The sequence below is a fragment of the Roseburia rectibacter genome, from assembly GCF_014287515.2.
Classification (GTDB): domain Bacteria; phylum Bacillota; class Clostridia; order Lachnospirales; family Lachnospiraceae; genus Roseburia; species Roseburia rectibacter.
In genome coordinates this window covers 2,310,776-2,337,387 of the sequence record NZ_CP092473.1, presented here as the reverse complement: position 1 = coordinate 2,337,387, position 26,612 = coordinate 2,310,776, and the positions used below count along the sequence as shown (strand labels likewise).

At 38.8% G+C, this 26,612-nt stretch carries 21 protein-coding genes; 20 read left to right on the top strand and 1 reads right to left on the bottom strand.

The window, feature by feature from the left end; genetic code table 11:
* Window positions 1-277 precede the first annotated feature (277 nt).
* The 9 genes from tnpA to H8S51_RS10985 all read left to right on the top strand — a co-directional run bounded on the left by tnpA (window position 278) and on the right by H8S51_RS10985 (window position 13,891).
* A complete protein-coding gene (gene tnpA, locus H8S51_RS11025; RefSeq protein ID WP_117922646.1) occupies window positions 278-616 on the top strand; it encodes an IS66 family insertion sequence element accessory protein TnpA in 339 nt (112 codons plus the stop codon).
* The gene (gene tnpB / locus H8S51_RS11020) at window positions 609-962 is read left to right on the top strand and encodes an IS66 family insertion sequence element accessory protein TnpB (RefSeq protein ID WP_006855325.1); all 354 of its coding nucleotides are present in this window, start codon (window positions 609-611) and stop codon (window positions 960-962) included. The genes tnpA and tnpB overlap by 8 nt, the downstream gene beginning before the upstream one ends.
* A 146-nt stretch (window positions 963-1,108) precedes the next feature.
* Window positions 1,109-2,755 (top strand): IS66 family transposase, encoded by a 1,647-nt coding sequence (gene tnpC / locus H8S51_RS11015; protein WP_241070685.1) that lies wholly within the window; start codon window positions 1,109-1,111, stop codon window positions 2,753-2,755.
* Between the two features lie 443 nt (window positions 2,756-3,198).
* Complete coding sequence (locus tag H8S51_RS11010; RefSeq protein WP_186900614.1) at window positions 3,199-3,702, top strand: hypothetical protein; 504 nt, start codon at window positions 3,199-3,201, stop codon at window positions 3,700-3,702.
* Window positions 3,699-4,163 carry a hypothetical protein gene (locus tag H8S51_RS11005; RefSeq protein ID WP_186900613.1) on the top strand — a complete coding sequence of 155 codons (465 nt, stop codon included), beginning with the start codon at window positions 3,699-3,701 and terminating at the stop codon, window positions 4,161-4,163. The genes H8S51_RS11010 and H8S51_RS11005 overlap by 4 nt, the downstream gene beginning before the upstream one ends.
* A gap of 16 nt (window positions 4,164-4,179) precedes the next feature.
* Window positions 4,180-10,974 (top strand): phage tail tape measure protein, encoded by a 6,795-nt coding sequence (locus H8S51_RS11000; protein ID WP_186900612.1) that lies wholly within the window; start codon window positions 4,180-4,182, stop codon window positions 10,972-10,974.
* Window positions 10,975-11,038: 64 nt separating this feature from the next.
* Window positions 11,039-11,248 carry an excisionase gene (locus H8S51_RS10995; RefSeq protein ID WP_186900611.1) on the top strand — a complete coding sequence of 70 codons (210 nt, stop codon included), beginning with the start codon at window positions 11,039-11,041 and terminating at the stop codon, window positions 11,246-11,248.
* Window positions 11,249-11,315: 67 nt separating this feature from the next.
* Entirely contained in the window at window positions 11,316-12,590 is a 1,275-nt protein-coding gene (locus tag H8S51_RS10990) for a tyrosine-type recombinase/integrase (protein WP_182437041.1), read from the top strand.
* A 572-nt stretch (window positions 12,591-13,162) separates the two neighbouring features.
* The gene (locus H8S51_RS10985; RefSeq protein ID WP_186900610.1) at window positions 13,163-13,891 is read left to right on the top strand and encodes a Fic family protein; all 729 of its coding nucleotides are present in this window, start codon (window positions 13,163-13,165) and stop codon (window positions 13,889-13,891) included.
* Window positions 13,892-14,079: 188 nt separating this feature from the next.
* On the opposite strand, the gene H8S51_RS10980 is transcribed toward H8S51_RS10985, so the two are convergent.
* The gene (locus tag H8S51_RS10980) at window positions 14,080-15,807 is read right to left on the bottom strand and encodes an IS1634 family transposase (RefSeq protein WP_241070684.1); all 1,728 of its coding nucleotides are present in this window, start codon (window positions 15,805-15,807) and stop codon (window positions 14,080-14,082) included.
* A gap of 334 nt (window positions 15,808-16,141) precedes the next feature.
* Between H8S51_RS10980 and H8S51_RS10975 the strand changes: the two genes are divergently transcribed.
* From H8S51_RS10975 to spoIVB, 11 genes are all read left to right on the top strand, one after another.
* Window positions 16,142-16,519 (top strand): Asp23/Gls24 family envelope stress response protein, encoded by a 378-nt coding sequence (locus tag H8S51_RS10975; RefSeq protein ID WP_006857647.1) that lies wholly within the window; start codon window positions 16,142-16,144, stop codon window positions 16,517-16,519.
* Between the two features lie 92 nt (window positions 16,520-16,611).
* Window positions 16,612-17,007: a transcription antitermination factor NusB gene (nusB, locus tag H8S51_RS10970; protein WP_186898694.1), complete on the top strand. Its 396-nt coding sequence runs from the start codon at window positions 16,612-16,614 to the stop codon at window positions 17,005-17,007.
* Window positions 17,007-18,206 (top strand): exodeoxyribonuclease VII large subunit, encoded by a 1,200-nt coding sequence (gene xseA / locus H8S51_RS10965; RefSeq protein WP_408639579.1) that lies wholly within the window; start codon window positions 17,007-17,009, stop codon window positions 18,204-18,206. Before nusB ends, xseA begins: the two co-directional genes overlap by 1 nt.
* Window positions 18,199-18,417, top strand: coding sequence for an exodeoxyribonuclease VII small subunit (gene xseB, locus H8S51_RS10960; protein ID WP_006857649.1), 219 nt, complete (start codon window positions 18,199-18,201; stop codon window positions 18,415-18,417). Before xseA ends, xseB begins: the two co-directional genes overlap by 8 nt.
* Window positions 18,418-18,446: 29 nt before the next feature.
* Window positions 18,447-19,337: a polyprenyl synthetase family protein gene (locus H8S51_RS10955; RefSeq protein ID WP_186898696.1), complete on the top strand. Its 891-nt coding sequence runs from the start codon at window positions 18,447-18,449 to the stop codon at window positions 19,335-19,337.
* Between the two features lie 82 nt (window positions 19,338-19,419).
* The gene (gene dxs, locus H8S51_RS10950; RefSeq protein ID WP_186898697.1) at window positions 19,420-21,285 is read left to right on the top strand and encodes a 1-deoxy-D-xylulose-5-phosphate synthase; all 1,866 of its coding nucleotides are present in this window, start codon (window positions 19,420-19,422) and stop codon (window positions 21,283-21,285) included.
* Window positions 21,286-21,306: 21 nt separating this feature from the next.
* Window positions 21,307-22,119, top strand: a complete 813-nt coding sequence (locus H8S51_RS10945; protein WP_117918986.1) for a TlyA family RNA methyltransferase — start codon at window positions 21,307-21,309, stop codon at window positions 22,117-22,119.
* The gene (locus tag H8S51_RS10940) at window positions 22,120-22,980 is read left to right on the top strand and encodes an NAD(+)/NADH kinase (RefSeq protein WP_117918984.1); all 861 of its coding nucleotides are present in this window, start codon (window positions 22,120-22,122) and stop codon (window positions 22,978-22,980) included.
* 31 nt (window positions 22,981-23,011) lie between these two features.
* Window positions 23,012-23,464 carry an arginine repressor gene (gene argR / locus H8S51_RS10935; protein ID WP_117918982.1) on the top strand — a complete coding sequence of 151 codons (453 nt, stop codon included), beginning with the start codon at window positions 23,012-23,014 and terminating at the stop codon, window positions 23,462-23,464.
* 67 nt (window positions 23,465-23,531) lie between these two features.
* Window positions 23,532-25,202, top strand: a complete 1,671-nt coding sequence (gene recN, locus H8S51_RS10930) for a DNA repair protein RecN (RefSeq protein WP_186898698.1) — start codon at window positions 23,532-23,534, stop codon at window positions 25,200-25,202.
* Window positions 25,203-25,357: 155 nt separating this feature from the next.
* Entirely contained in the window at window positions 25,358-26,584 is a 1,227-nt protein-coding gene (spoIVB, locus tag H8S51_RS10925) for a SpoIVB peptidase (RefSeq protein WP_117918978.1), read from the top strand.
* Window positions 26,585-26,612 lie beyond the last annotated feature (28 nt).

The following is a 26,612-nucleotide window of genomic DNA, read 5'->3' as shown; positions in this document are numbered from 1 at the left end:
GAAAATCATATTATTATGTAAAAGAGCAAGGAATTCCTTGCTCTTTTAATATTGAAGCATGAATTATGGACAAAGCTAGTGTGATTGATTTTACACTGGTTTTCTTTTTTATCTACAAAAATAGCAAAGGAGGTTGAAAATTGACACAAGAAGAATTACGTGATCTGTTAATAAAACGGACACAGAAGGAAAGTAAGTACGTAATCATCCGTATCTGTCAGCAACTATATTTTTCTGATACACTCTTTTCATAACAAAGGAAGGAAACTGTATCATTATGAAAAAAGATGAAAAAATCACTCTGTGGTCTGAACGAATCCATGAATTTCAATCCAGTGGGCAGACTTGCAAAACATGGTGTCAGGAACATCACGTTCCAGTCTCTACAATGAATTATTGGATGCGCAAGCTGAAAAAATTGGACGAACAATCAGATACAGATATGATTTTTGCAAAAATGCCAACGGAAAAAGAGATTTCAAAGAATGAGACTTTGAATATCAGCCCGTCTCCAGTCCGCATTTTTATCACAAACGCTATTCGGATTGAAGTGATGCCTGAATGCCCGCCGGAATTTTTTCGTGTTCTGATCCAGGGGCTGAAAGATCATGCTTGATCTGGCAGGTGGCACAACCGTTTACCTTGCATGTGGAGCTACCGATCTGAGAAAAAGCTATCACGGACTGGCTGCAATTATCAAGCTAAAATTCAAACTTGATCCCTATTCGCGCTGCATGTTTGCGTTCTGCAACCGCAGGCGGACTTCTATTAAGATTCTGCAATGGGACGGATCCGGTTTCTGGATTCTGATGAAGAGGCTTGACAAAGATTCCTTTCACTGGCCGGATACTCCGGATGAATTACAGAAAGTGACCCTGAAAGAAATGCATTGGCTGTGTGATGGCCTTTCACTTACTCCGAAGGGAGCTTTTGAAGAAAGACATCCAAAGATTGTTGTATAAAGAACGGATTTGTCAATTCGCAAAAAGCACGAAATACTTGTGGATATCGGTATATATTCCTACACAGTAAAACGTTGATTTTTCTCGAACAGCTGGACTTTCTATGCTATACTGGAATTATCATATAAGAGTTTGGAGATTGCCGGATGGATCCGTTTTTTACAGAGGAACAGCTGAATAACATGAGCCGTGAAAACATGATGGAAGTTATGAGAATCATGCAGAATCAGGTTCAAAAAAAAGAGACCGAGGTACAGCTTCTGAAAGACAAGCAGAAAGAACTGGAATTTATGAACGCAATGCTTTCAGACCGTCTTGCGCTTGCACAAAGAAGACGTTTCGGTTCTTCCAGTGAAAAATACGCAGATGGATATGAACAGATGGATCTGTTTAATGAGGCTGAAGTCAATGCAGATATGGATACTGCTGAGATTGAAGAGGAAATCGTGATTCCATCGCACAAACGGAAAAAACGCACCGGCAAAAAAGAAGAAGATCTCTCTAATTTCGAAGTAACAGAAACAATCGAATATAAACTGACCGGCGAAGACCGCTATTGTCCGGACTGTGGAACAAAGTATAAAGTCGTCACAAAAGAAGTCGTAAAACGACTGAAATTCATCCCCTCCACCTTTGAAGTGGTTGAAGAAGTAACCTATGTATACAGTTGTCCAAAATGTGGTGCTATGATCCGGCCGGAAAAAGAGTTTCCGCTGATCAAGGGAAGCATTGCTACACCTTCGCTGGTTGCCGGAATCATGAATGCAAAGTATGTCAATGGCATGCCGCTGGCAAGACAGGAACGGGAATTCGCAAGGTATGACTTAAATCTTTCAACAAAAACAATGGCAAACTGGATCATCAGCTGTGCAGACCGGTATCTGGGACTGCTTTATGGGCAGATGAAGGAAGAATTCCTAAAGAGCAGATACATCCATTGCGATGAAACCAGGATCCAGGTGATTGATGAACCAGATCAGAAAGGATCATCTCAAAACTGGATGTGGGTATATCTGACAGATCATTACAGTGAAGCCCCACAGATGGTTCTCTTTGATTATGAGAGAACGCGTGCCGGATATCACCCGGTAAACTTCCTTGGAGATACATTTCATGGATATCTGACGTGTGATGGATACCAGGCGTATCATGGACTGAACGATTCCATCACCGTAACCGGATGCTTTACCCATGCGAGACGCCGTTTTGATGCTGCACTCACGGCATTAAAAAAGGATTTCACAAAGGAGCAGCTGAAAGAAACAGTTGCATATCAGGCAATGACGAGGATCGGAATCCTGTATAAAGTAGAGGAACTGATCAAAGATAAGACACCGGAAAAACGGTATCAGGAACGCCAGAAGCAGTCGCGTCCAGTAGTGGAAGCCCTGTTTGAATGGCTGCATTCAATGGAAGATTCTGTAGACAGATCTTCCCTTATTGGTGATGCCATTTTATATACGCTGAATCAGGAAAACTATCTTCGCAGGTACTTGGATGATGGGCATCTGAGCATTGATAATAATAGTGCGGAGCGTGCAATCAAAAATTTTGCAGTAGGCCGCCGGAATTGGCTGTTTGCCAAGAGTATCCGTGGTGCAGATGCCAGTGCTGTTGTTTATAGTATCGCAGAAACAGCCCTGCTGAATGGTCTGAAGCCGTATGTATATCTTTCCTATGTATTAGACGAACTTCGTAAAATGGGACCTTTTCCAAAGCCGGATGATCTAAATCGGCTTTTGCCATGGTCAAATGAATTACCGGAAGGATTTCGAACCAAAAAGAAGAAATAAAATGTGCCGCCCTGATGGGCGGCATGTTTTTTTTAAAGGCAAGGTACAGATGATTACGTACTTACGAAGGAAAAGCAGATTTACATTGCCAATGTAACAGGTATTGACAAAGATGTACTTTCAAGATTCAAATTAGGAAAAATCAATTTATATCCGGCATTATTCTCAAAGCTGGAAGACTATCTTACAAATTCATAAAATTATTCTATGGCGCAATGCCAATAATTCTGATTATTCAATCGAAAATTCCACGAGAAAAAATCTATAAAATTAAATATTGGTGGCAAAATCTATTACGAGGATTCTATTTATACTGTTGTGGCGGTAATCTATACAACGGTTTATTTGCGTGCTGTAAACGATGACAGTACAAATTATGATTAAAAAATGCAGGAAATTTATAAGACATACAAGGATATAGAAGTCCTTGGGAAGGATATTAGATGGAAGAAATTAAATATACATATGATGATTTATTACAGGCAGTTAGTAGTCTGGATGACGAAAAGAAAACATTTTTAATGCAAGCCGTTGATATGCGGCATGTACTTAGTATGATGAACTCTGATAAAACGTTTGAAAAGACAATGAAAAGTATAGATACATATATTGCATATTATCAGCTTTTGCAGGCGTATTTAGTGGATTTGAAAGAGTGTTTAGAATCTGGAAGCTATATTGTAGCTGCCGGAATTAACGTGGACACTATTTCGGAGAATTACGATAGCTTGGAAGAAGATGAGAAGAAAGCAGTGGTGCTTAATCTTTTGAATAATGCAGATTTCCAGAAAAAATGTTGTGAGATTTTAGCAGTAGATTTTAAAAGAGTTGTAAATTCAGATGCGACATTAAAAGCAATCGACAATCTGATAGGAGTGAGCAGATACTTTGACAAGATGGTTCGACTTGGAATAGGTTGTAACCATAAATACGAGGTCGAGTCATGAAAAATACCTATGATGATATAGATAAGTTACTAAAGGATATGCGGTCTGATATAGAAGATACATTGTCAAAGGAAGTATTTGAGGAAGTCCGTGATATTGAAATGGAACATGTATACAGGGATGTTTTGAGTACATACAGTCCGAAGATTTATGAGCGTAGAAGTACCGGCGGTATAGATGACATTAGAAATATTGTTGGATATGTAAAAGATATGCATTTAGAAGTTGATAACGTGACTCGGTTTAATGATGGTTATGGCACATATAATCACGGTTATGGATTAGCAGGTTTGATTAATGAAGGTGATGGAGGAATGAGTCATCTTTACTATGATTTTACAGGAAATTTTATACAACCACGTCCATTTTTGGATAACACACAAGAAGAAATTGATAAAACCGACAGAGTGGATCGGGTATTAGAAAAAGGTATGAAAAGACGTGGATATGATGTTAGCTAGGAGAAAGGATGAACAAATGGCAAAGAAAATAAATATAGATGTAAATTTGCGTGATGAAGAAGCAAAGAAAAAACTAAAGAATTTACAAGAAGGAAAATATAAGGTTGACATGGATGTCAATGCAGACGGTATAAATCAGACCACAAAGGGGATGAATCGTCTTAGTACTTCTGCAAAGAATACAAACACAGTATTTGGCAAATTAAAAAATACCATCAGTGATACGTTTTCTGGTGGAAAATTGGCAATGACAGGGTATTTGGCTGTTTTAAGGAGTATTAATCTTGCATCGAAAAATGCAAAACAGAGTATAAAAGAACTGGATAAGAGTGTGACTGATTTATCGGTTGCCACAAATATGAGTAGAAAATCTACATATGATCTTCTGGGACAATATAATAACATGGCAAAGCAGTTGTCGAGTACAACTACACATATTTCATCTGCTGCGGATGATTATTTGCGTGCCGGTAAAAGTATGAGCGAAGCAAATAAACTTATTCAGGACTCTATTATGCTATCAAAACTTGGACAAATAGATTCTGGTGCAGCCACAGAGGATTTATTAGCGACCATGAATGGTTTTAATATGTCTGTCGAGGAAGTAAATAAGGCATTAGATTCAATGGTTGCTATTGATATGGCAGCGGCAACAAGCAGTGGAGATATAGCAACCGCATTAAAGTATTGTGCTTCAAGTGCAGACGTGGCGGGTGTTTCATTTAATAAGTTGGCTGCGATGATAGGAACAGTTCAGGATAAAACACAGCAGTCAGCAGAAACAGTCGGTACATTTATGAATACCCTGTTATCAAGATACCGGAATGTAAAAGCAGGACAGTTCGTAGATGATGATGGACAAGATTTATCTGATGTCGAAACGATTTTAGATTCTGTTGGGATCAAATTGCGTGAGACAAATCAGGAGTTTAGAGATTTTGAAACGGTCATTGATGAAGTTGCTAAGAGTTGGAATAATTACTCTGGTGTACAACAGGCTGCTATTGCAAAAGCATTTAGTGGCTCAAGACAGCAGAACCGTTTTATAGCACTCATGGAAGGTTATAACAAAACATTAGAACTTACAGAGGTTGCAGCCAATAGTGCTGGAACAGCAGTTGAGAAGTTTAATAATAGCTATCAGAACAGTCTGGAAGCCAAGCAGAATACTTTACAGGCAACTTTTGAATCCATGATTATGAACTCTGATATGGGTAATGTTTATGGTGATATTTTGGATGCAACAACAGCACTTGTTAAGTTTGTTGACGAAACAAATCTTCTCAAAGGTGCACTTACAGGATTAGCAACTTTTGGTGGAATCAAAGCATTTATGACAATTAAGACTGGTGCAATGGAAGCATACGTTGAATTGAATAAATTCAAAAATGCAATGGATATTGTAAAAAGTACTAATATTTCCACGGCACAGTTTGATAAATTATTGTTACTTTCTGAAGGATTATCAAAGAGTCAGATGAAGCAGGTTTTATCGACTAATTCACTCACGATGGCACAGAAGAAACAACTTTTGATGGTTTCAGGACTCAGTGAAGAAGAATCGGTTGCTGCATTGCAGGCTTGGAAGATGACTGCCGCAAACAATGGTCTTACTGCATCAACAACATCTGCAAGCAATGCTTTTAAAGGTCTTACAATGATGATTAAAGCCAATCCGTTTATGATTGCTGTAACGGCAATTACGATTGGTGTAGCAGCATGGCAGAAGTACAAACAGTCTATAGAGGACGTAAAGGACAGGATTGACGAATTATCTGATTCAATTTCCACATTAGAATCTGAGTATAAATCATTAAAAGAAACAGGATCGGAAAATCTGACCGACACAGAACAAGCACGATTACAGTATCTTGAAGATCGTATTGAACGTGAAAAAGAGTTAAAAGAACTGGAAGAAGCCCGTCTTATCAGAGAAAAATACGGTAGTAATTTTACAGATTATTTTGATGAAGATAACCAGAATGCAAAATATAGTGATTTCCGTGAAAAATATCTCGATGGAATGAGCAAAGTAGATGTCACTTCTTTAGCATATGGAATCGACCATGATGAGCAGAACGTCATTGACATTGGATCAAAGATTGACGAATACAAGGCAGCTCAAGAAAAGATACAAAGTTATGTCGAACAGATGAACAGACATAGTTCAGATGAACAGGGATATATATGGGCTGATGAATTGAAAAGTCAAGAAGAGGATAACCTTGAAAAACTAATTCCACAGCTTCAGGAAGAATATCAGAATTACAAAGAAGCCAAATATGAAGCTGAGACAGCTATTGATGAAATGACACAGGATTTAGACAATCCTAATCTGACAGATAAAGACAAAGAAACAATTCAGAGTTGGATTGCACAGTATCAAGATGTTGTCAAAATTGCTGATTATTACATTGGTTTAATGAGAGACATCCCGGCTATTCCAAGTGATACGGACACCAACACATATCATAATTGGTATAGCAAATTATCCGATGACGAAAAAGAATTAGCTAACAGTGATGATTTCAAAGAAGCTCTTGAAAAGCAGAAAGAAGGACTGGGCAAAGCTGCTTTAGCCGCAAATGATTATGATATTGCTTTACAGGAAGTAAAAAATGCACAAGCGTCTGTTGCAAATAGTGGTGATGGCATTGAAACAACTTCTTTTTCAGATACTATTACAGAACTTTCTGATTTACAAGATGATTTATCAGATCTTGATGAAGCAATGGCAAATATTGTTTCGGATGGTAATGTAGATTTATCATCTTTAGACGGATTGATTGAAGCATTTGGTAAATTAGAAGAAGCTGGTAAAAACATAGATACATCTACTGTTGATGAAGCAATGAAATCCTTATCTGATGCTACTTCTATCCAGTCAGCACAGCAGGCATTAGATACTTTATGTACAGAGTATATCAAAGCGTCTGGTATTCTTGATAATTTGAATGAGAGCAACAAAAATCTCATTGCAACAAGATTACAGGGAATGGGCGTAGCCAATGCAGAAGAAATGGTCGAGGCTCGTTTAGCAGCACAGAAATATGCTACAGCTAATGGATGTATTGATCTTGCGAATGCAACATGGGAAGAAATATCTGCATTAATTGCTGAAGGGGATGCTTCTCAGGAGACACAACAGTATCTTGCTAATTTAGCACTGTCAAAAATTGATGTTAATAATATTAAGCTGGACACAAAAGCCGATGTAGATAACATTATTGCTATCGCAAATGCGGCAGGTGCAAGTGCAGCTCAGATTGCAGCATTAAAAACTGCGTTAGCTTCTCTTAGTAATGCGAAGATTGATAAATGGGCAAACTCTGGCGGTGGAATGAATAGCCTTAATCTTATGAACCCAGCCAAATTAAATACACCTTCTAGCGGGAATTCTAAGATTGACCAGTTTGCAAAACAGCAACAGGCACAGAAGGCGAAAGATGCTGTACAGGATGCTACGGATACACTTGCAAAGACATTAGACGATATAAAAAATGGTGCATACAATCTTGACGCATCCAATTTTTATGCTAATTATTCTGGTGGCTCTGCTACAAGTAAAGCGGTCAATGATGCTGCAAAAGCAGCCAAGGATGCTGCAAAAGATGTAAAAGAAGCTGTTGCAGAAACGTTTGATTTTATCGAAAATGGCATCAATCGTTTTGATAAAGCACTTTCCAAGTTAGAAGACAAAGTAGGTAAAACTTCTTCCTCATTCACTTCTCGCTTAAATGCATATAAAGAGGCTTTAAACGCTACAACATTTGGCATTGAACTTCTCACAGATGATTACAACAAATATATGCAGAAAGCAAATGAAGTTGGTCTTAATGAAGATATTGCTTCTGCTGTACGTGGTGGTGCTTCTAATATCTGGGATTATACTGATGATACAGTAAAACAACAGATAAAGGATTATCAGAGTTGGTATGATAAGGCACAGGATTGTTTGGATAAGATTGACGAGTTAAAAGATAAACAGCTTGAATTGACTCAGGCAAGCATCGAATTGCTGATTACTCAGTATGAAAAACTTGCTACTAAAATCGAAAATGTAAACGACCGAACAGAGAAATGGATCTCTTTAAAAGAGTCATGGGGATTTTCTGCAAATACTAAGAATTATGATAGTATGAACAAAAATATCCAAAAGCAGATTGACTTTATTATCAAGCAAGATGAGCAGTTAAAATTGTTACAGAAAACAGTGGCAAAAGGTTCTGAAGCTTGGTATGAGTATAATGAGCGTATTGATTCGAACAAAGCTTCTCTGATTGATTTAAAACAGCAAATGCAGGAAAATGCTACTGCCGCCGCTGTGTTGGCAAAAGCGACTGCTGATAAAAAGACAGAAAAATATGATTCACAAGATGAATTATATGATGCTAAAATTGACAATGCTACGTCTGCAAAATCTAAAAATAAACTGATTGACAAAAAGATCTCTAATATCAATAAGACACAGAAGGCTTATAATACTGCTGTTTCTACTGATAACAAAAATCTTAAATCTGCAAAGAAGACAATTAGTAAATTCAAATCTACCAAAGAGAATAAAAAGATCCTTGCTTCTATTAAGAAAGCTGCAAAATCTGGTAAACGTATCTCACAGTCTTTATTAAATAAAGCATCCAAGCTGAATGATAATGGTAAGCTGTATAACGCATGTGTGCAGTATAACGCTTATTTAGATGCGAAAGAAGCCGACAAAGCTACTGCTGATTTATACAAAGAAACAGCAAAACAGGATAAGGCTACTCTTGCAAAAGAAAAGTTTGATAATATTTCCTCTGATTATGAGAATAAAATTTCTAGTAATGAGCAGAAAAAGACATCTCTTAATAATAAGATTTCTCTTGCACAGGAACAGGGGAAACAGGTAAGTGCAGCTTACTATAAATCTCTTATTTCTGCCGAAAAAGGCGAGAAAAGTAAACTTATTAAAGAAAGAAAAAAACTTCAGAAGAGTTTGAATGATGCTGTTATTAGTGGTTCTATTAAAAAAGGCAGTGATGAATGGTTTGAAATGGTCAGTGCAATCAATGAGGTAACTAATGCTATAGACGAGTCAACTCAGTCTATTGTTGAATTTCAAAATGCCCTTCGTCAATTAAAATGGGATACTTTTGATAAATCTATGGAAACTGTAAAACGTATCAACAGTGAAAATGATTATTATATTGATCTTATGAGCCATAAAGATATGACGGATAAAGGCACTGGTAACTTTACAAAATATGGCACAGCTACTATTGGTCTGCATAAAACAAATTATGATAATTATCTTGCACAGGCAGATGAGTATCAACGTGAATATAACAAGATTATGAGACAGATAGAAAAGGGTGAATTATCTACATCTGATGAAAATGTTATTCAACGTCTGCGTGATTTACAGGACGCTCATAGAGAGGCGAAGAAATCTGCTGAGGATGAATTGCAGTCAATTCAGGATTTGGTAAAACAGGGTTACGAAGCTCAAACTGATGCATTGAGCGAGTTGATTGATAAATACAAGAAACTGAAAGACTCCGAACTTGAAGCATATAAGTACCAAAAGGAAATTGCTGAGAAGACAAAGACTATTGCTTCTTTACAGAAGCAGTTGACCGCTTATAATGGTAATGATTCTGAGGAATCTCGTGCACAAATTCAGAAACTAAAAGTACAGCTTGAAGAAGCTAAAAACGATTTAAAAGATACACAATACGAAAAATTCATTTCTGATACTGAGGATATGCTTGATGATTTAATGAATGATTACCAGGAGTTCATTAATGAAAAACTCAATGATACAAATAATATTCTTGATGAGATTAAAACTCTTCTTGGCAGTGATATTATTGAAACAATTAAGGGATTAGATTCTAATCTTACAAATGATACAAAAGATCAAATTGGTTCTAGTACCACGAATGGTGGCGATGGTGGTCAAGCCGCAAAAGATTACGTTCATAATACTGTGACTAATGATCAAAATAAGGTTAATTCTAAAACTGATACTAGCAGTTATAATCCTGCGAAAGAGGCTGATATAGCTAAAAAGAAAAACGAAATCGCACAAAAGAAAAAAGCAATTAATGAACAAAGGCAGTCTTTTCAAAATCAGATTAAGGAACTTGAAAGTCAGTTAAAACAGTTATACGGTGAATTGAATTCTGTAGAAAATAAATACCAGTTTGAAAAATCTTCTACGAAGAATAAAGATAAACTACAGGATTTAAAAAATAATTATATCGAGAAAAAGAGTGGACTCAATGCTATGATACAGGATGTAACTCATAACAAAGATGTGTTGCAACAATTCATAGCTGATCTTGATAAGCAGTCGGCACAACTTGATACAGATTTAGTGAGTCTTAAAGGTTACGAAAAAGGTTCTGAACACATAGACAAGAGTCAATTAGCATGGACACAAGAAGATAAACGAGAAATGATTTATCGTGCTTCTGACGGTGCAGTTTTAACAAAACTCAATCCTGGCGATAAAGTATTCACAAATGAGATGACTGAAAATCTTTGGGAACTTGCAAAGATGAATCCTGCACAGATGTATGCGGGGCAGTTCACGCCGGTTACACCGGATTTCTCAAAGAGTGTGAATAATTCAAGTAATATTGAGGTCACTTTTGGAGATTTGGTATTACCTGATGTAACAAATAGCGCAGAGTTCGCAGACAGCGTTGAGTCTGTTATGCGTGAAGCTATTTGCAAGAACGGAAAGACAACACAATGTATTACTGAAGCAGTTTCTGCCAAACAACTTGGTAAGAATGGTATAGGTAATGCGAGGTTATATAAATAATTGGTATGAGGACTTGGAAGATTTTCTGAGTCCTCTTTTAATGGAAAAGTTATGGAGGAATGTTATGACGGAAGAAAAAAGATTGGAGATTCCGTTTTGGAATAAATTGAATTTGACAATTAAGGAAGCCGCGGCTTATTCGGGAATAGGGGAGACAACTATACGAAAAATGCTTTCAGAAAGAGGATGTTCTTTCCTATTTAAAGTGGAAACAAAGAATCTGATAAAGAGAAAAGAATTTGAAAAATATTTAGATGGAGTGCATTATTTGTAGAAAAGAAATTTATGTGTTATACTTCAAAATACACAAGATTCTTTTCTCCATTTGGAAAGGATACGATATGGGAAAAGACTTAAAAGGAAAAGAACTTGGTCACGGAATTATTCAAAAGAAAGGTGGTAGGTATGAAGCTCGGTATGTAGATCGATTCGGAAAGCGTATATCAATATCAGGTATGGATTTAAAAGATGTAAAGAAAAGATATAATGAGGCTCTTTATGAAAATGAAAAGGAATTAAATATTCGATCTGATATTAAATTAGATGATTGGTATAAGCAGTGGATGAATATATATAAATATGATATCATACGAGAAAATACGAAAAATCATTACAATCAGGTTTATAATAAACATATTTCTCCGTATATTGGTAATTTCTATTTAAAAGATATCAGACAAATGGATATTAAAAAAATAATAAAAGAACTTGATAAGAATGGATACAAATTTGAAACAAAAAATAAAGTTCGTATATTATTGGTGGATATATTCAATAAAGCGATCATAAATGAATATGTCATGAAAAATCCAGCCAAGGGCATGTCAATAAAACGAGATGAGAAAAAGGATATCCGAGTGTTATCAGTAGAAGAACAAACATTGTTCTTTGATTGTTGTAAAGGCACATTTTATGATAATTTCTTTACGACAGCTATATCTACAGGAATGAGAATTGGCGAATTAGCAGCACTTAGATGGAAGGATATTGATTGGGAAAATAATCTGATTCATGTTACAAGAACACTGATATATCAAAAATTTGAAGGGGACGCTAAGAAAGAGTTTCATTTAGGTAATCCCAAGACATATACGAGTATTCGAGATATTCCAATCAACAGGCAGTGTGAAATTGCTTTAAAAAAGCAGTACATGCAAAAATATGTGGTAGAAGCAAAAGCACCAAAATGTAAACAACCGGAAGAACAATTTAAAGATTTACTATTTACTACAAAATATGATACACCATTAAATTCGCAAATTGTATGTGATGCAATCAAAAAGATTGTAGATGAGATTAATTTGACACGGGATTATATAGAAGAAATGGAAGTGTTTTCATGCCATTGCTTCCGTCATACATTTGCTACTAGAGCTTTTGAAGCAGGAATACAGCCTAAAACCGTACAAGCTTATCTTGGTCACGCAACACTTCAGATGACGATGGATCTATATACGGCTGTTATGCCACAACATCTTTCTAATGAGATGGAAAAGATGTCGGAGGTACTTGACAAGATATCACAAAACGGAGAAAATATTGCAGAAGAGCAATATGAATCTGTTGTGAAAAAGAAAAAGATTATTCCGATAAATGGAGACGTGATGGTGGTATAATAGTGCAAAATGGAGATTGGTTGCGTAGAAACATTATAAAATAAGGCATTGTAGAAGATACCATATGATATTATAAGATATTTATTATGTGTATCAGACGACACCATATGAATTTATTGATACGGCGGAAATACTGGCTTCACGCTGATTTTACCTGGGTTTCAGAAAATTATAAAATTGTATAAAATGATACAAATCAGGCAGTTAGGGCATATTAGATATTAGGTTATCTGATATGCCTTATTTTCCGCCTTTTTTGTGCGATATATTGTACAGGATTCATATAATTATAGGATTTGTTTTATTTGTGAGTAAATAAGGAGCTGTTACATTATTTGGCAAACATATGGAACACATTTCCGAAAAGGGAGTTTTAAAATTTAACAGTATTTTTGAATACGAAACTTTGATTTTACAAAAGGCAGGGGCGTTGGTATAATTATTATATTGAGGTGTTTTATTTTTTGGAAAAATGAAAAATCTTGGAGATGACTATGATGAAATGTAAAAATTAGTTTGCGATACAATAATATATATGAGAAATGCATGAACGCAAATCAAAGAGGTCTATTATGAATCTGAATAGAATTTTAGAAAAACAAAAAATATATAGTCAGGGAAAAGATAAGATAGACACAGTCACATTATCTTCCTATGAAAAGGACTTTGAACTGACTTTTACGCATAATTCCACGGCTATAGAAGGAAATACATTGACGTTGATGGAAACAAAGGTAGTCTTAGAAGATGGAATTGCTGTAGGTGGAAAAGAACTGCGGGAAATATATGAGGTTGTCAATCATAAGAAGGCATATCAGTATGTTAAAAAGTGTATAGCAGAAGGAAAAGTCTTGGATGAGCATATTGTAAAGGATATTCATGCAATTTTGACAGAAAATATTATAGTGGGCGGCATTTACCGGAATCAGGAGGTACGGATCAGTGGTGCGGGTCACGTTCCAGCAGTTGGAAATGATATGTTTATTCAAATTAAAAATTTTTATGATGATTTAGGATGGAAAAAGAATGCATTGAATCCTGTTGAATATGCAGCATGGACACATGCGGAATTTGTGCGTATTCATCCATTTATTGACGGAAATGGCAGAACTTCAAGATTATTGATGAATTATCAGCTTATGTCGGCAGGGTTTTTGCCAGTATCTATAGCAAAAGAAAATCGATTGGATTATTATAACGCTTTAGAAGTTTATGCGGTACAGGGAGAACTTGAACGATTCACAGATTTAGTGGCTGAATTGGAAGAAGAGCAGCTAGATGCATATATCAAACTGATTTAAAAGAAGGAGAGGCTGATAAAACTACTTCACAGTTCACTCCACAGTTTTATACAAATTTTAGTTTCCAAAATAAGAATAGTCTGTTATAATCTCATTTTTGACAGTTGATTAGTTAATAAAGTGCCACAATCCCTGTAAATACAAGGGGTGTGGCACTTTTATCTGCATACACGAAATATAGTAATGTTTTATCTCTGCTTACTTTTTTTCTGAATTCCTTTTATTTTCCGTTTTGTTATGAATTGATAGTCCGTTCTGAATCCGCAGGTTTCATGGAGATCGTCAGTGATTTCCTGACGCTCATATACCGGCATGAAACCCTGTTCTTCTATATCCGTAAATTTTATGTCTTTTAAAGTGTGAAGTAATTGTTCTGTGGTATAAGTCCCTTTCAAGGAGCGGTTTAATAACCGGAAATGTAACAGAGCAAGAAAACAGGTAAGAAAATGAGCCTTAATTCGGTCTTCACGGTTTAAGTAAACGGGTCTGGCTTCAAAGTCTGTTTTCATAGTTCTGAAACAGTCTTCAATCTGCCATCTTCCTTCACTGACTTTTAAGATATCTGCAACGTTATCATCAAGCAGGTCTGTACATACCGCATAAAGCCCGTCATACATTTCTTCTTCAGCAATCTTATCCGTATCGAGATAATAGTGGATATTAGCTTTTTCTCCTTCGTTGGTTACAGCTACCTTATTTACAAATCTTGCAGGATCATTTGGATTTTTGCGCTGTTTTTTTAGAGAGCCATTTGCAACCATTTTTTCTGCCCGACAGATCTGCTCCGCACGGATGGATTTCTGATAAGCGGCATATTTAGGGGAGTAGGTTATGATCAATCTTTGATCCAGTTTTTTTGTTGTAAATGGTTCGTCTTTATAATAAAGCTGGTTCTTGTCATCATCTGTCAGTTTTGTGAGGTCAACAGGTTTATCATCTGAGAGACGTTTAAAGCCAGTTTTCTTTAAAGCCCATGCCCGGTCTTCAGCAGGCAGCTTTTTGATGGACTGAGTGACAATAAATGCCCTTTGTCCCATGTGATTAAGAACACGGTTATCCTCAGAAGCAAGTCCGGCGTCACTGCAATAGATAAACTTATCACAGCCGAATTGTTGGAGAATCTTTGTTTCTAAAGGTTTTAAGGATTTCTGCTCATTTTGGTTTCCAGGAAAGAGTGAGAAAGCCAAAGGTATTCCGTCACCATCCGTAAAGAGACCCATTTGAATAATGGAATTCGGACGGTGCTCTTTGCTTTTTCCGTATTTTTTATCTCCATTTTCCTGTTCGATTTCAAAGTAGTAGTTTGTGCAATCATAATAAAGGATCCGATCCATTCTGTCACCGAGAAAAAAGCTATTTTTATAAACTTCTGATTGAATAAAATCCATTTCAGAAGCAAGAACAGAAAGAGCTCGGTACACATCATGAAGTTCATAAGTGGGAGGCTCAAGGAACTGTTTTGCTGCTCGGAAAGAAGAACTTTTGCTGGAAGGTTCTAGAACTCTTGTATAAATTAAATCAGATAAAATCGCATTAAGATCATACTCGAATTTATGTCGGCTTTTGATTTTTCGGCAGACAGAATCGAGCTTAAGTCCATAGTAAATAGACTGAAGAAAAAGATATCCGCCAGAAAAAAGTTTCTGCTTATTATAGTCCATGAGTCTGTTGGAATGAAATGGGATCATGACAGTAGCATCCTCTTTTTCACTTTTATATTTCAGTGTTTCAAGACGAGCCTGTTCATTTGCCCATTCAACAACTCCGTCACGATCCGTGTGGAGCTGCGCTGATAATTCAGCTAATGTACCTAATTTTCGGATGGTTTTGGAAGTACTTTTCCCATTGGCATTTGTATAGGACTGAGTGATGTAAAAGGACTCAGAATTTTTTGATTTTGATGTTGTTATACGCACAATAATCACCTCTGTCACCATTATACAACATATCACCAAATATTACTATATAATAAAAATAAAAATTTGACAAAAAAATAAGTCTATTTCAAGGCTTTGCGGTACGTTTTTGCATTTCAATGTGTCAAACTCCCGAGAACTTGAACGATTCACAGATTTAGTGGCTGAATTGGAAGAAGAGCAGCTAGATGCATATATCAAACTGATTTAAAAGAAGGAGAGGCTGATAAAACTACTTCACAGTTCACTCCACAGTTTTATACAAATTTTAGTTTCCAAAATAAGAATAGTCTGTTATAATAGACTCATAATATCACTTAGGAGGCAATTAGCGATGGGTGAGGATAGAAAAACATTTAAAATAAAGGATGGTAATTTGGGAGAAGTGAAGATAGCAGATGAGGTAGTTGCCATCATTGCAGGGCTTGCCGCTACTGAGGTTGAAGGGGTAGGTTCCATGGCTGGCAACATTACAAATGAACTTGTTAGTAAGCTTGGCATGAAGAATCTTTCCAAAGGCATTCGCGTAGAGGTGCTTGAGGGAACCGTCAATGTAGACGTTGCGCTGAATATCTCTTATGGTTATTCAATTCCGGAAGTATCAGCCAAAGTACAGGACAGAGTAAAAAATGCGATTGAAAATATGACAGGACTTGAAGTATCCGTAGTGAACATCCGTATCGCAAGCGTGGACATGGGCAATAATAAATAATGCTATTCTAAGGAAAAGAGGGTGTCTTAAGCGACATCCTTTTTCCTTATGCGTAAAAATTATAATTAGAAAGGATGACAGAAGAAAACAATATGACCAGAAGAGAGATAAGAGAGCAGGTTTTTAAAATGCTGTTCCGTGTGGAATTTTATAATCAGGAGGAAATGTCAGAGCAGCTTTCGCTGTGCGAGGATGATGCCTGTGACTGGAAAGAAAAAGACAAGACATATATTTTTGATAAAGTAGAAAAGATTTCCGAAAAGATCGGGGAGATCGATGCAAAGATCAATGAGGTCTCCGAAGGCTGGAAGACAGGAAGAATGGGAAAAGTAGATCTGACACTGATCCGTCTTGCTGTGTATGAGATGCTGTATGAGGAAGATGTTCCTGCAAAAGTTGCGATCAATGAGGCTGTGGAACTTGCAAAAATGTATGGTACAGATAATTCACCTTCATTTGTAAACGGTGTACTGGCAAAACTGGTATGATGAAAAACGTATATTCCGTAGGGCAGGTCAATACATATATCAAGAATATGTTTGCCCAGGATTTTATGTTACAGAGGATTAGTGTAAAAGGTGAGGTGTCGAATTGCAAATATCATACCTCCGGGCACATTTATTTTACGATCAAGGACGCAGCTGGAACACTGAATGCGGTAATGTTTGCAGGAAGCAGAAAAGGTCTGAAGTTTCAGATGAAAGAGGGCGACCAGGTTGTAGTGACCGGTTCGGTGGAAGTGTATGAACGCGATGGAAAGTATCAGATCTATGCTAGAGAGATCGAACTGGATGGAGCCGGAAACCTTTATCAGAAGTTTGAAGCATTAAAACAGGAATTAGAAGAGATGGGAATGTTTGCTGCCGAATATAAACAGCCAATCCCATCATACGCAATGAAGATCGGTGTGGTGACAGCACCGACCGGTGCAGCCGTGCAGGATATCCGCAATATTTCTGCGAGGCGCAACCCGTTCGTTCAGCTTATTTTATATCCTGCACTGGTGCAGGGAGATGGTGCAGCCGAAAGCATTATAAATGGCATCCATGCCTTAGATGCACTTGGTGTGGATGTTATGATCGTCGGCAGGGGCGGTGGCTCGATTGAGGATCTGTGGGCATTCAATGAGGAAGAAGTGGCGCGTGCTATCTTTGAGTGTAAAACACCAATTATCTCAGCGGTTGGTCATGAGACAGACTGGACGATCGCAGACTTTGTGGCAGATCTTCGTGCACCGACACCGTCAGCGGCTGCAGAACTTGCGGTGTTTGACTATGCAACAGTGGCAGGAAGGCTGGATGAAATAAAAGACAGAATGTTCCTTTTAAATATGCAGCGTGTGCAGCAGATGCGAAAAGAATTAAAACATGCATCAGACAGACTTTCTTATCTGAGCCCGGAGGGGCAGCTGCGTGAAAAACGAAAATATGCCATGGATCTGGAAGAACAGTTAAGAAACTGTATGGAACATATGATCGAACTGCGCAGGCACAGACTGGCATTACTTTCAGAAAGATTAGAAGGCGTATCGCCGGTCAAAAAACTTGCACAGGGATATTCTTATGTGACGGATCAAAATGGGCATACGCTGACAGATACAGAAGGTATAAAAACAGGTGATCACGTAAAGATCCGTCTTTTAAAAGGTGCATTAGAAGCAGAGGTAACGGAGGTTTTGCATGAGTGATGAGACAAAAAACAAGCCTGCACTCGAAGATAACTTTGCAGAGCTTGAGGATATTTTAAAACAGATGGAACAGCCGGAAATTTCATTGGAACAGTCATTTTTACTGTATCAGAGCGGTGTGGAGAAATTAAAAGAATGTAATGTGATGTTAGACACTGTAGAGAAAAAGATGCAGATTTTAAACGCAAAAGGTGAACTGGAAGATTTTTAAATACAGACGGTGCATATGGAGGAGCAGATATGGATATCAAAGCGGAAATAGGCAGACATACGGATGAGGCAGAACAGATCATAAGTTCCTATCTGCCAAAAGAGGAAGGATATCAGAAAACGGTGATCGAAGCTATGAATTACAGTTTTCTTGCAGGAGGAAAAAGATTACGGCCGATTCTGATGTTAGAGACTTACCGGCTGTTTGGCGGAAGGTCAAAAGTGATCGAGCCGTTTATGGCAGCGATCGAGATGATACATACATACTCACTGGTGCATGATGATCTGCCGGCGATGGACAATGACGAATACCGCCGCGGCAAGAAGACAACACATGTGGTGTATGGGGAGGCGATGGCGATCCTCGCCGGGGATGCCCTTTTAACATATGCATTTGAGACAGCAACAAAGGCACTTGACATCGAACCACAGAATCCGGGAATTGGAAAAGCAATCCGTATTTTATCTGCAAAAGCGGGAATTTATGGAATGGTTGGCGGTCAGACTGTGGATGTAGAGTCGGAAAACACCTGCGATATGACAAAAGAGAAACTTGATTTTATCTATCGTCTCAAGACGAGTGCACTGATCGAGGCATCTATGATGATCGGAGCCGTTCTTGCAGGAGCAACCGGAAATGAGCAAAAGATCGTGGAAGAAGTGGCATCTAAAGTCGGTCTGGCATTTCAGATACAGGACGATATTCTTGATGTGATAAGTACGATGGAAGTACTTGGAAAACCGATCGGCAGTGATGAAAAAAATCACAAGAGTACGTATGTGACGTATGAGGGTATCGAGAAAGCAGGAAGGGACGTTGCAGACCTTTCAGAACAGGCGATTGCACAGATGGAAACACTTGTTGTAAAAAATGAATTCCTGACAGAATTATTGCGTTATCTGATCTCGCGTGAGAAATAATAGAATGTCCGCTCTGTGAACATTCTATTGTCAGGAATAATAGTCGGTACGAAAAGAGAACCGGGAAACAGAGGAAGTCAGTATGATATTGGAAAAAATAAAAAAAGAAAATGATATCAAAGAACTCAGTGAGGAAGAGTTGGCGATATTAGCGGATGAGATCCGCGAATTTTTAATTCAGAAAATATCGGTTACCGGTGGACATTTAGCATCGAATCTGGGGGTTGTAGAGCTTACTATGGCACTTCATCTGTTTTTAGATCTGCCAAAGGACAAGCTGATCTGGGATGTTGGTCATCAGTCTTACACGCATAAACTTCTGACAGGGAGGAAGGATAACTTTGATACACTCCGCAAATATGGCGGGATGAGCGGTTTCCCCAAAAGAAAAGAGAGTGATTGTGACTGTTTTGATACGGGACACAGTTCTACTTCAATTTCGGCAGGACTTGGCTATGCCCATGCCAGAGAAATTTCGGGCGAGGACTACAAAGTAGTATCTGTAATCGGAGACGGGGCACTGACCGGAGGTATGGCTTTTGAGGCTTTAAATAATGCGGCACAGCTGAAAACAAATTTTATTATTGTGCTGAATGATAACAATATGTCTATTTCTGAAAATGTCGGAGGACTTTCAACCTATTTATCCGGTTTCCGTACAGCAGACGCTTATCTGGATCTGAAAATGGGTGTCATGAATTCCCTGAATAAGATTCCGGTTTATGGAAATAAAATGGTAGAGAGAATCCGGAAGACGAAAAGCGGGATCAAACAACTGTTTATTCCGGGCATGCTTTTTGAAGAGATGGGAATTATTTATTTAGGCCCTGTTGATGGCAGTGATATGAAGGGAATATTGCGGCTGCTGAAAGAAGCATCTAATATTGAAGGACCGGTTATGGTGCATGTCCTGACGCATAAAGGTGCAGGGTATCTGCCGGCAGAACGTCATCCGGCAAGATTTCATGGGACAGAGCCGTTTGATATTGAAACCGGATTGCCAAGCCGACCGAGAGTAAAAGCAAATTACACAGATATTTTTTCGACTGTGATGCGCAAACTCGGTGACCGCGATGAAAAAGTAGTAGCTATTACGGCGGCAATGACGGATGGTACGGGTCTGAAACGGTTTCATAATATGTTCCCGGATCGTTTCTTTGATGTCGGAATTGCGGAGGAGCATGCAGTCACATTTGCTGCCGGACTTGCAGCAGCGGGATTGAAACCGATATTTGCGGTATATTCATCTTTCCTGCAGCGTGCCTATGATCAGATTCTGCATGATGTGTGTATTCAGAATCTGCCGGTTGTTTTTGCAATTGACCGGGCAGGGCTTGTAGGCAGTGATGGAGAGACGCATCAGGGTATTTTTGATATATCTTACCTGTCTACGATTCCGAATATGACGATCATGGCGCCAAAAAACAAATGGGAGCTTTCTGATATGATCAAATATGCCGTTGATTTTCCAACGCCGGTTGCGGTAAGATATCCGCGGGGAGAGGCATATGACGGACTGAAAGAATACAGGCAGCCGATATCCGTTGGCAGAAGCGAATGGATTTACCGCGAATCGGAGATTGCACTTGTGGCGTTAGGATCAATGGTTAAGACGGCCGAGACTGTGCATGCGGCATTAAAGGAAGAAGGGATTCCGGCAAGTCTTATCAATGCCCGTTTTGCGAAACCATTAGATACACAGATGTTAATGGAAGCTGCATCAAAACATACACTTATAGTCACTATGGAAGAGAATGTCATAAATGGCGGCTTTGGAGAACATATTACAAGGTTCTATAATGAACAGGGGATTTATGTGAATGTACTCAACATTGCGATTCCGGATGAGTATGTGGAGCATGGAAATGTTGATATTCTCTACCACGAAGTTTGTATTGATGCGGATACTATATTAAAACGGATCAAAGAAGTTTATCATCCATTATAAGGCAGAAAGGATACAGATTCATTGAAAGAAAGATTGGATTTACTGTTGGTAAACAGAGGACTGGCACCGTCCAGGGAGAAAGCGAAGACAATGATCATGGAAGGCAATGTGTTCGTAGAGAATGAGCGCGAGGACAAGGCTGGTTCCATGTTTGATACGGAAGCAAAGATCGAGATAAAAGGAAATACGTTAAAGTATGTGAGCAGAGGTGGTCTGAAACTTGAAAAAGCAATGACACATTTTGATATAGAGTTAAATGATAAGGTCTGTATGGACATCGGGGCATCGACCGGAGGATTTACAGACTGTATGCTTCAAAATGGCGCAAAAAAGGTATATTCTGTTGATGTCGGATATGGTCAGTTTGCATGGAAGTTAAGGCAGGATCCGAGAGTAGTCTGTATGGAAAAAACAAATATCCGTTATGTGACACCACAGGATATTGATGATGTGCTGGATTTTGCATCGGTTGATGTCTCATTTATTTCACTGACAAAGGTGCTTGGACCGGCAAGAGAACTGCTTGCAGATGGTGGTGAGATGGTCTGTCTTATCAAACCACAGTTTGAAGCAGGAAGAGAAAAAGTAGGAAAAAAAGGTGTTGTACGTGACAAATCCGTTCATGAGGAAGTAATCGATAAAGTTATTTTGTTTGCCATTTCAATCGGATTTTCGGTTCTTCATCTTGAATATTCGCCGATCAAGGGACCGGAGGGAAATATTGAATATCTGGTGCATTTAAAGAAAGAACAGGATGTGGAACAGGCAGGCATGGAAGAAAACGTCGATGTACAAAAAGTGGTAGAAGCTGCACATGGGGAACTGGATAAATAAATGAAAAATTTTCTGATCATTACAAACTATTATAAGGACGCAGAGGCAAGACTGACGAACCGCATCAAAGAATATATCGAAAATAAAGGTGGTTTCTGCAGTGTTTTTTTCAGTAATGGAGAGACACCGGGGGAGGCGGCACCACATAAAGAAAACATTCCTGCGGACACACAGGGCGTTTTAGTGCTTGGCGGGGATGGCACGCTGATCCGGGCTGCAGCAGCTTTGGTAAAGAGCAGGCTGCCTTTGATCGGTGTCAATCTTGGAACATTAGGATATTTGTGCGAACTTGAAGAAAAGGATGTATTTGAGGCAGTTGACAAACTCATGAAAGATGATTACATGGTCGAGGAGCGGATGATGCTTGGTGGATATGGAATCAAAAACGGAGAGATCCTGTCTGCGGATATTGCACTCAATGATGTGGTAATTCACCGAACCGGGGCACTCTCGGTAGTAAATCTGATCGTTTATGTCAATGGGGAGTATCTGAATACATTCCGCGCTGATGGAATTATTATATCGACGCCGACCGGTTCAACCGGGTATAATATGTCTGCGGGTGGCCCGATCGTGGATCCGAAGGCACAGATGATGCTGATCACACCGATCAATGATCATAATCTAAGTTCAAAAAGTATTGTGATCAGTGCAGATGAGGAGGTTACCGTAGAACTTGGAAAGCGCCGGTCGCAGAAAGACGAGATGGTAGAAGTCAGCTTTGACGGAGACAGCAAAGTGCGTTTGGAAGTTGGTGACCGTTTTGTGGTGCGCAGGGCAGAAGATACGGCTAAGATCTGCAAATTAAGCAGTGAGAGTTTTCTTGAAATACTGCGCAGAAAGATGAGTGCTTATACATAATAGTGGATCTATCTTTAGAACAGGAGAAAGTATGAAGACAAAAAGACAGGAAAAAATACTTGAACTGATAAAAAAGAATAACATTGAAACCCAGGAGGAATTATCAGATTACTTAGAGAGAGAAGGGTATCAGGTAACTCAGGCAACGGTTTCAAGGGATATTCGGGAGTTAAAGCTGACGAAAGTCGCAATCAACGGGGGCAGGCAGAAGTATGTTGCGCTGATGGAGGCAAATGAAGATCTGTCCGAGAAATATACAAGGGTATTCCGTGATGGATTTGTTTCCATGGATATGGCACAGAATATCCTTGTGATAAAGACCGTTTCAGGAATGGCAATGGCGGTGGCTGCGGCATTAGACGCTATGCATCTGCATGAAGTGGTGGGATGCATCGCAGGGGATGATACGATTATGTGTGCAGTCAGAAGTGTACAGGAAACTGTTGAAGTAATGGGACGGTTGCGCAAGATTGTAGAAGAATAACAGGCTATCAGAAAAAAGGAGATACTTCCGGGAGAGAATGCGCGTGAGAGCGCAGGAAGGAGATTCTATGTTACAAAATCTACATGTGAAAAATTTAGCACTGATTGATGAATCGGAGGTCGATTTTGAAGAGGGGTTAAATATTTTATCCGGTGAGACGGGAGCCGGAAAGTCCATTATCATCGGATCGATCAATCTTGCACTTGGAGGAAAGGTTTCAAAAGAGATGCTGCGTGATCCGGAAAAAACAGCACTTGTGGAGCTTATTTTTTCTGTTACAGAAAAACAGAAAATGCTTTTAGAACAGCTTGAGGTGGAGATTGAGGACGATGAGGTTATCTTAAGCCGTAAGATCACTGGTGGACGAGGTGTTTCAAAGATTAATGGAGAAAGTGTGCCTGTTTCAAAAGTAAAAGAGATCGCCTCAGTTCTGATCGATATTCATGGACAGCACGAGCACCAGTCTCTTTTATCGAAAAAAAAGCATTTAGAGATTCTTGACAGTTATGCAAAGGAAGAGATTGAACGGCCGAAAAAGGAGCTTGCAGACGCGTACAAGGAATATAAAAGACTTGTAGCAGAGTTAAACGAAGCGGATGTGGATGAAGAAGAACGCTTAAGGGAGGTCTCTTTTCTGGAATATGAAGTTGGTGAGATTGAAGAAGCAGGGCTTACCATAGGCGAAGATGAAGAATTAGAGACACAGTATAAGCGTTTCATCAATGGAAAAAAGATCGTGGAAGCACTGAATCAGGCATATCAGTATACCGGAGGAAATGATCAGGCATCGGAACTGACCGGACGGGCACTAAGAGAGCTTTCAGGTGTATCTGCATATGATGATAAAATTGCTGATATGGAAGAGATGCTGACACAGATCGACAATCTGCTCAACGATTTTAACCGTGAGATCGCAGATTATCTGGAAGATACGGATTTTGACGAAGAAACATTTTATCAGCTGGAAAAGCGTTTAGATGAGATCAACCATTTAAAGTCAAAATATGGCAGTTCCATTGAGGAAATCTTAAACGCATGCGAAGCAAAACAGGAACGTCTGCTTCATTTAAAGGATTATGATACTTATCTGGCTGATCTGAAAGAAAAAGTAAAAAGTGCAGAGAAAAATCTGCAGAAAAAATGTGAGACAGTGTCTGCTGTCCGTAAAAAACATGCAGATAAACTGGTTGCTGCAGTGACAGACGCATTGAAAGATCTGAATTTTTTGGATGTTGTGTTTGAAATGCGGTTTGGTGTGTTATCAAGTTATACTGCCAACGGGTATGATGACGCAGAGTTTATGATCTCTACCAATCCGGGTGAGCCGGTGCGTCCTCTCGGAAAAGTAGCATCTGGTGGAGAACTTTCGAGGATCATGCTCGCAATAAAAACAGTGCTTGCCGATCAGGATGAGGTTGAGACACTGATCTTTGATGAGATTGACAGCGGGATCAGCGGGCGTACTGCACAGATGGTTTCTGAGAAGATGAACCTTTTAGGACGTACACACCAGATCATCTGTATCACACATCTTCCGCAGATCGCTGCGATGGCAGATGCACATTATCTGATCGAAAAAGCTGTCTCAAACGGTTCAACAGTATCGAAGATCAGAATGCTTGATCCTGCAGAGACCGTGGATGAACTCTCACGTATGCTTGGAGGTGTCGAGATCACGGATAAGGTAAGAGAGAGTGCGAAAGAAATGAAAGAGCTTGCTTTAAAAAAGAAAAAATAAAAATTCCAAAAAGAGGCTGGATTGTAAAGAAGTGGCAGTACAGTTTGGATAAATAACAGCGTGAAAAAGAAAAAAGCACATATAATAAAAAGGAGATATCAAAAACAGGATATCTTCTTTTTTTTGCGAAATATGGGTAAAACAGGAGAGAAAAAATGAAAAAAATAAGTGCTTATTATAAAATTATACAAAATCTTACCTGTATGGGATTCTTTTTGACACTGATTTTTGCTGTGAGATCATTTCAGAATGCTGTTCCGGATGAGATATATGTGAGGGCAGGAGAAACAGTATCGTATGATTTTAAAGTACCGGTCAGCATTGTATTAAAGCAGGATGGCACGGAGGTATTTGATTATCTGACAGAAGATTCAACGCTTACGTATCGTGTGAACTGTAGATTATTTGGAATTTTTCCTGTTAAGGACATCACGGTCATGCTGGTGGAGCCGGAAACCGTTTATGCAAGTGGAATGCCGGTTGGGATTTATGCAAAAACAAAGGGTGTTCTTGTAATAGGAAATGGAGAAGTTGAAAAGATAGATGGACGTGAGGTAAAACCATCAGAAAATCTTGTAAAAAGCGGGGATTATATTGTAAGTGTAAACGGAAAGGCAGTTAATGAGAAGGAAGATCTTGCAGCAGCAGTGAATGAGGCAGGTGGGGGAAAAGATGTTCTTGGAATCATGCGTGGCGAAGAATACATTGAAGTTTCCTTAGATCCGGTTAAAAGTGTCAGCGGAAAATACATGCTTGGTATCTGGGTCAGGGATGATCTTGCGGGAGTGGGTACACTTACGTATTATAAGCCGGATGGAACTTATGCGGCACTTGGACATGCGGTAAGTGACAGTGATACCGGAACGATCATGAATATGTCGGAGGGATATCTTTACCATACGGACATTGTAGGCATAAAAAAGGGAAAAGTGGGAACTCCCGGAGAACTTTCCGGTATTATCCAGTATGGAGACAATACAAAAATAGGATCGATCATGCAAAATACAGATCTTGGCATTCATGGCATCCTGAATGGAAACTTGAAGTGGTTAGAAACAGGTGAGTGCTATGAAGTGCGTTATAAACAGGATATCAGGATTGGAAGCGCATTTATTGTATCATCTGTTTCCGGGGAAAGTAAAAAGTATGAAGTAATGGTGGAAAGCGTTGATTATAAGGGGAATGACGAAAATAAAGGAATTCTGATCCGGGTTACGGATCCTGTGCTATTGGAATTGACGGGAGGAATCGTACAGGGAATGAGTGGAAGCCCGATCATACAGGATGGAAAACTGATCGGAGCAGTGACTCATGTGCTCGTGAATGATCCGACCAGGGGATATGGGATATTCGTTGAGAAAATGCTTTCCTATCATAATTAAATATGATATTATTAAAGCAAATTAACAG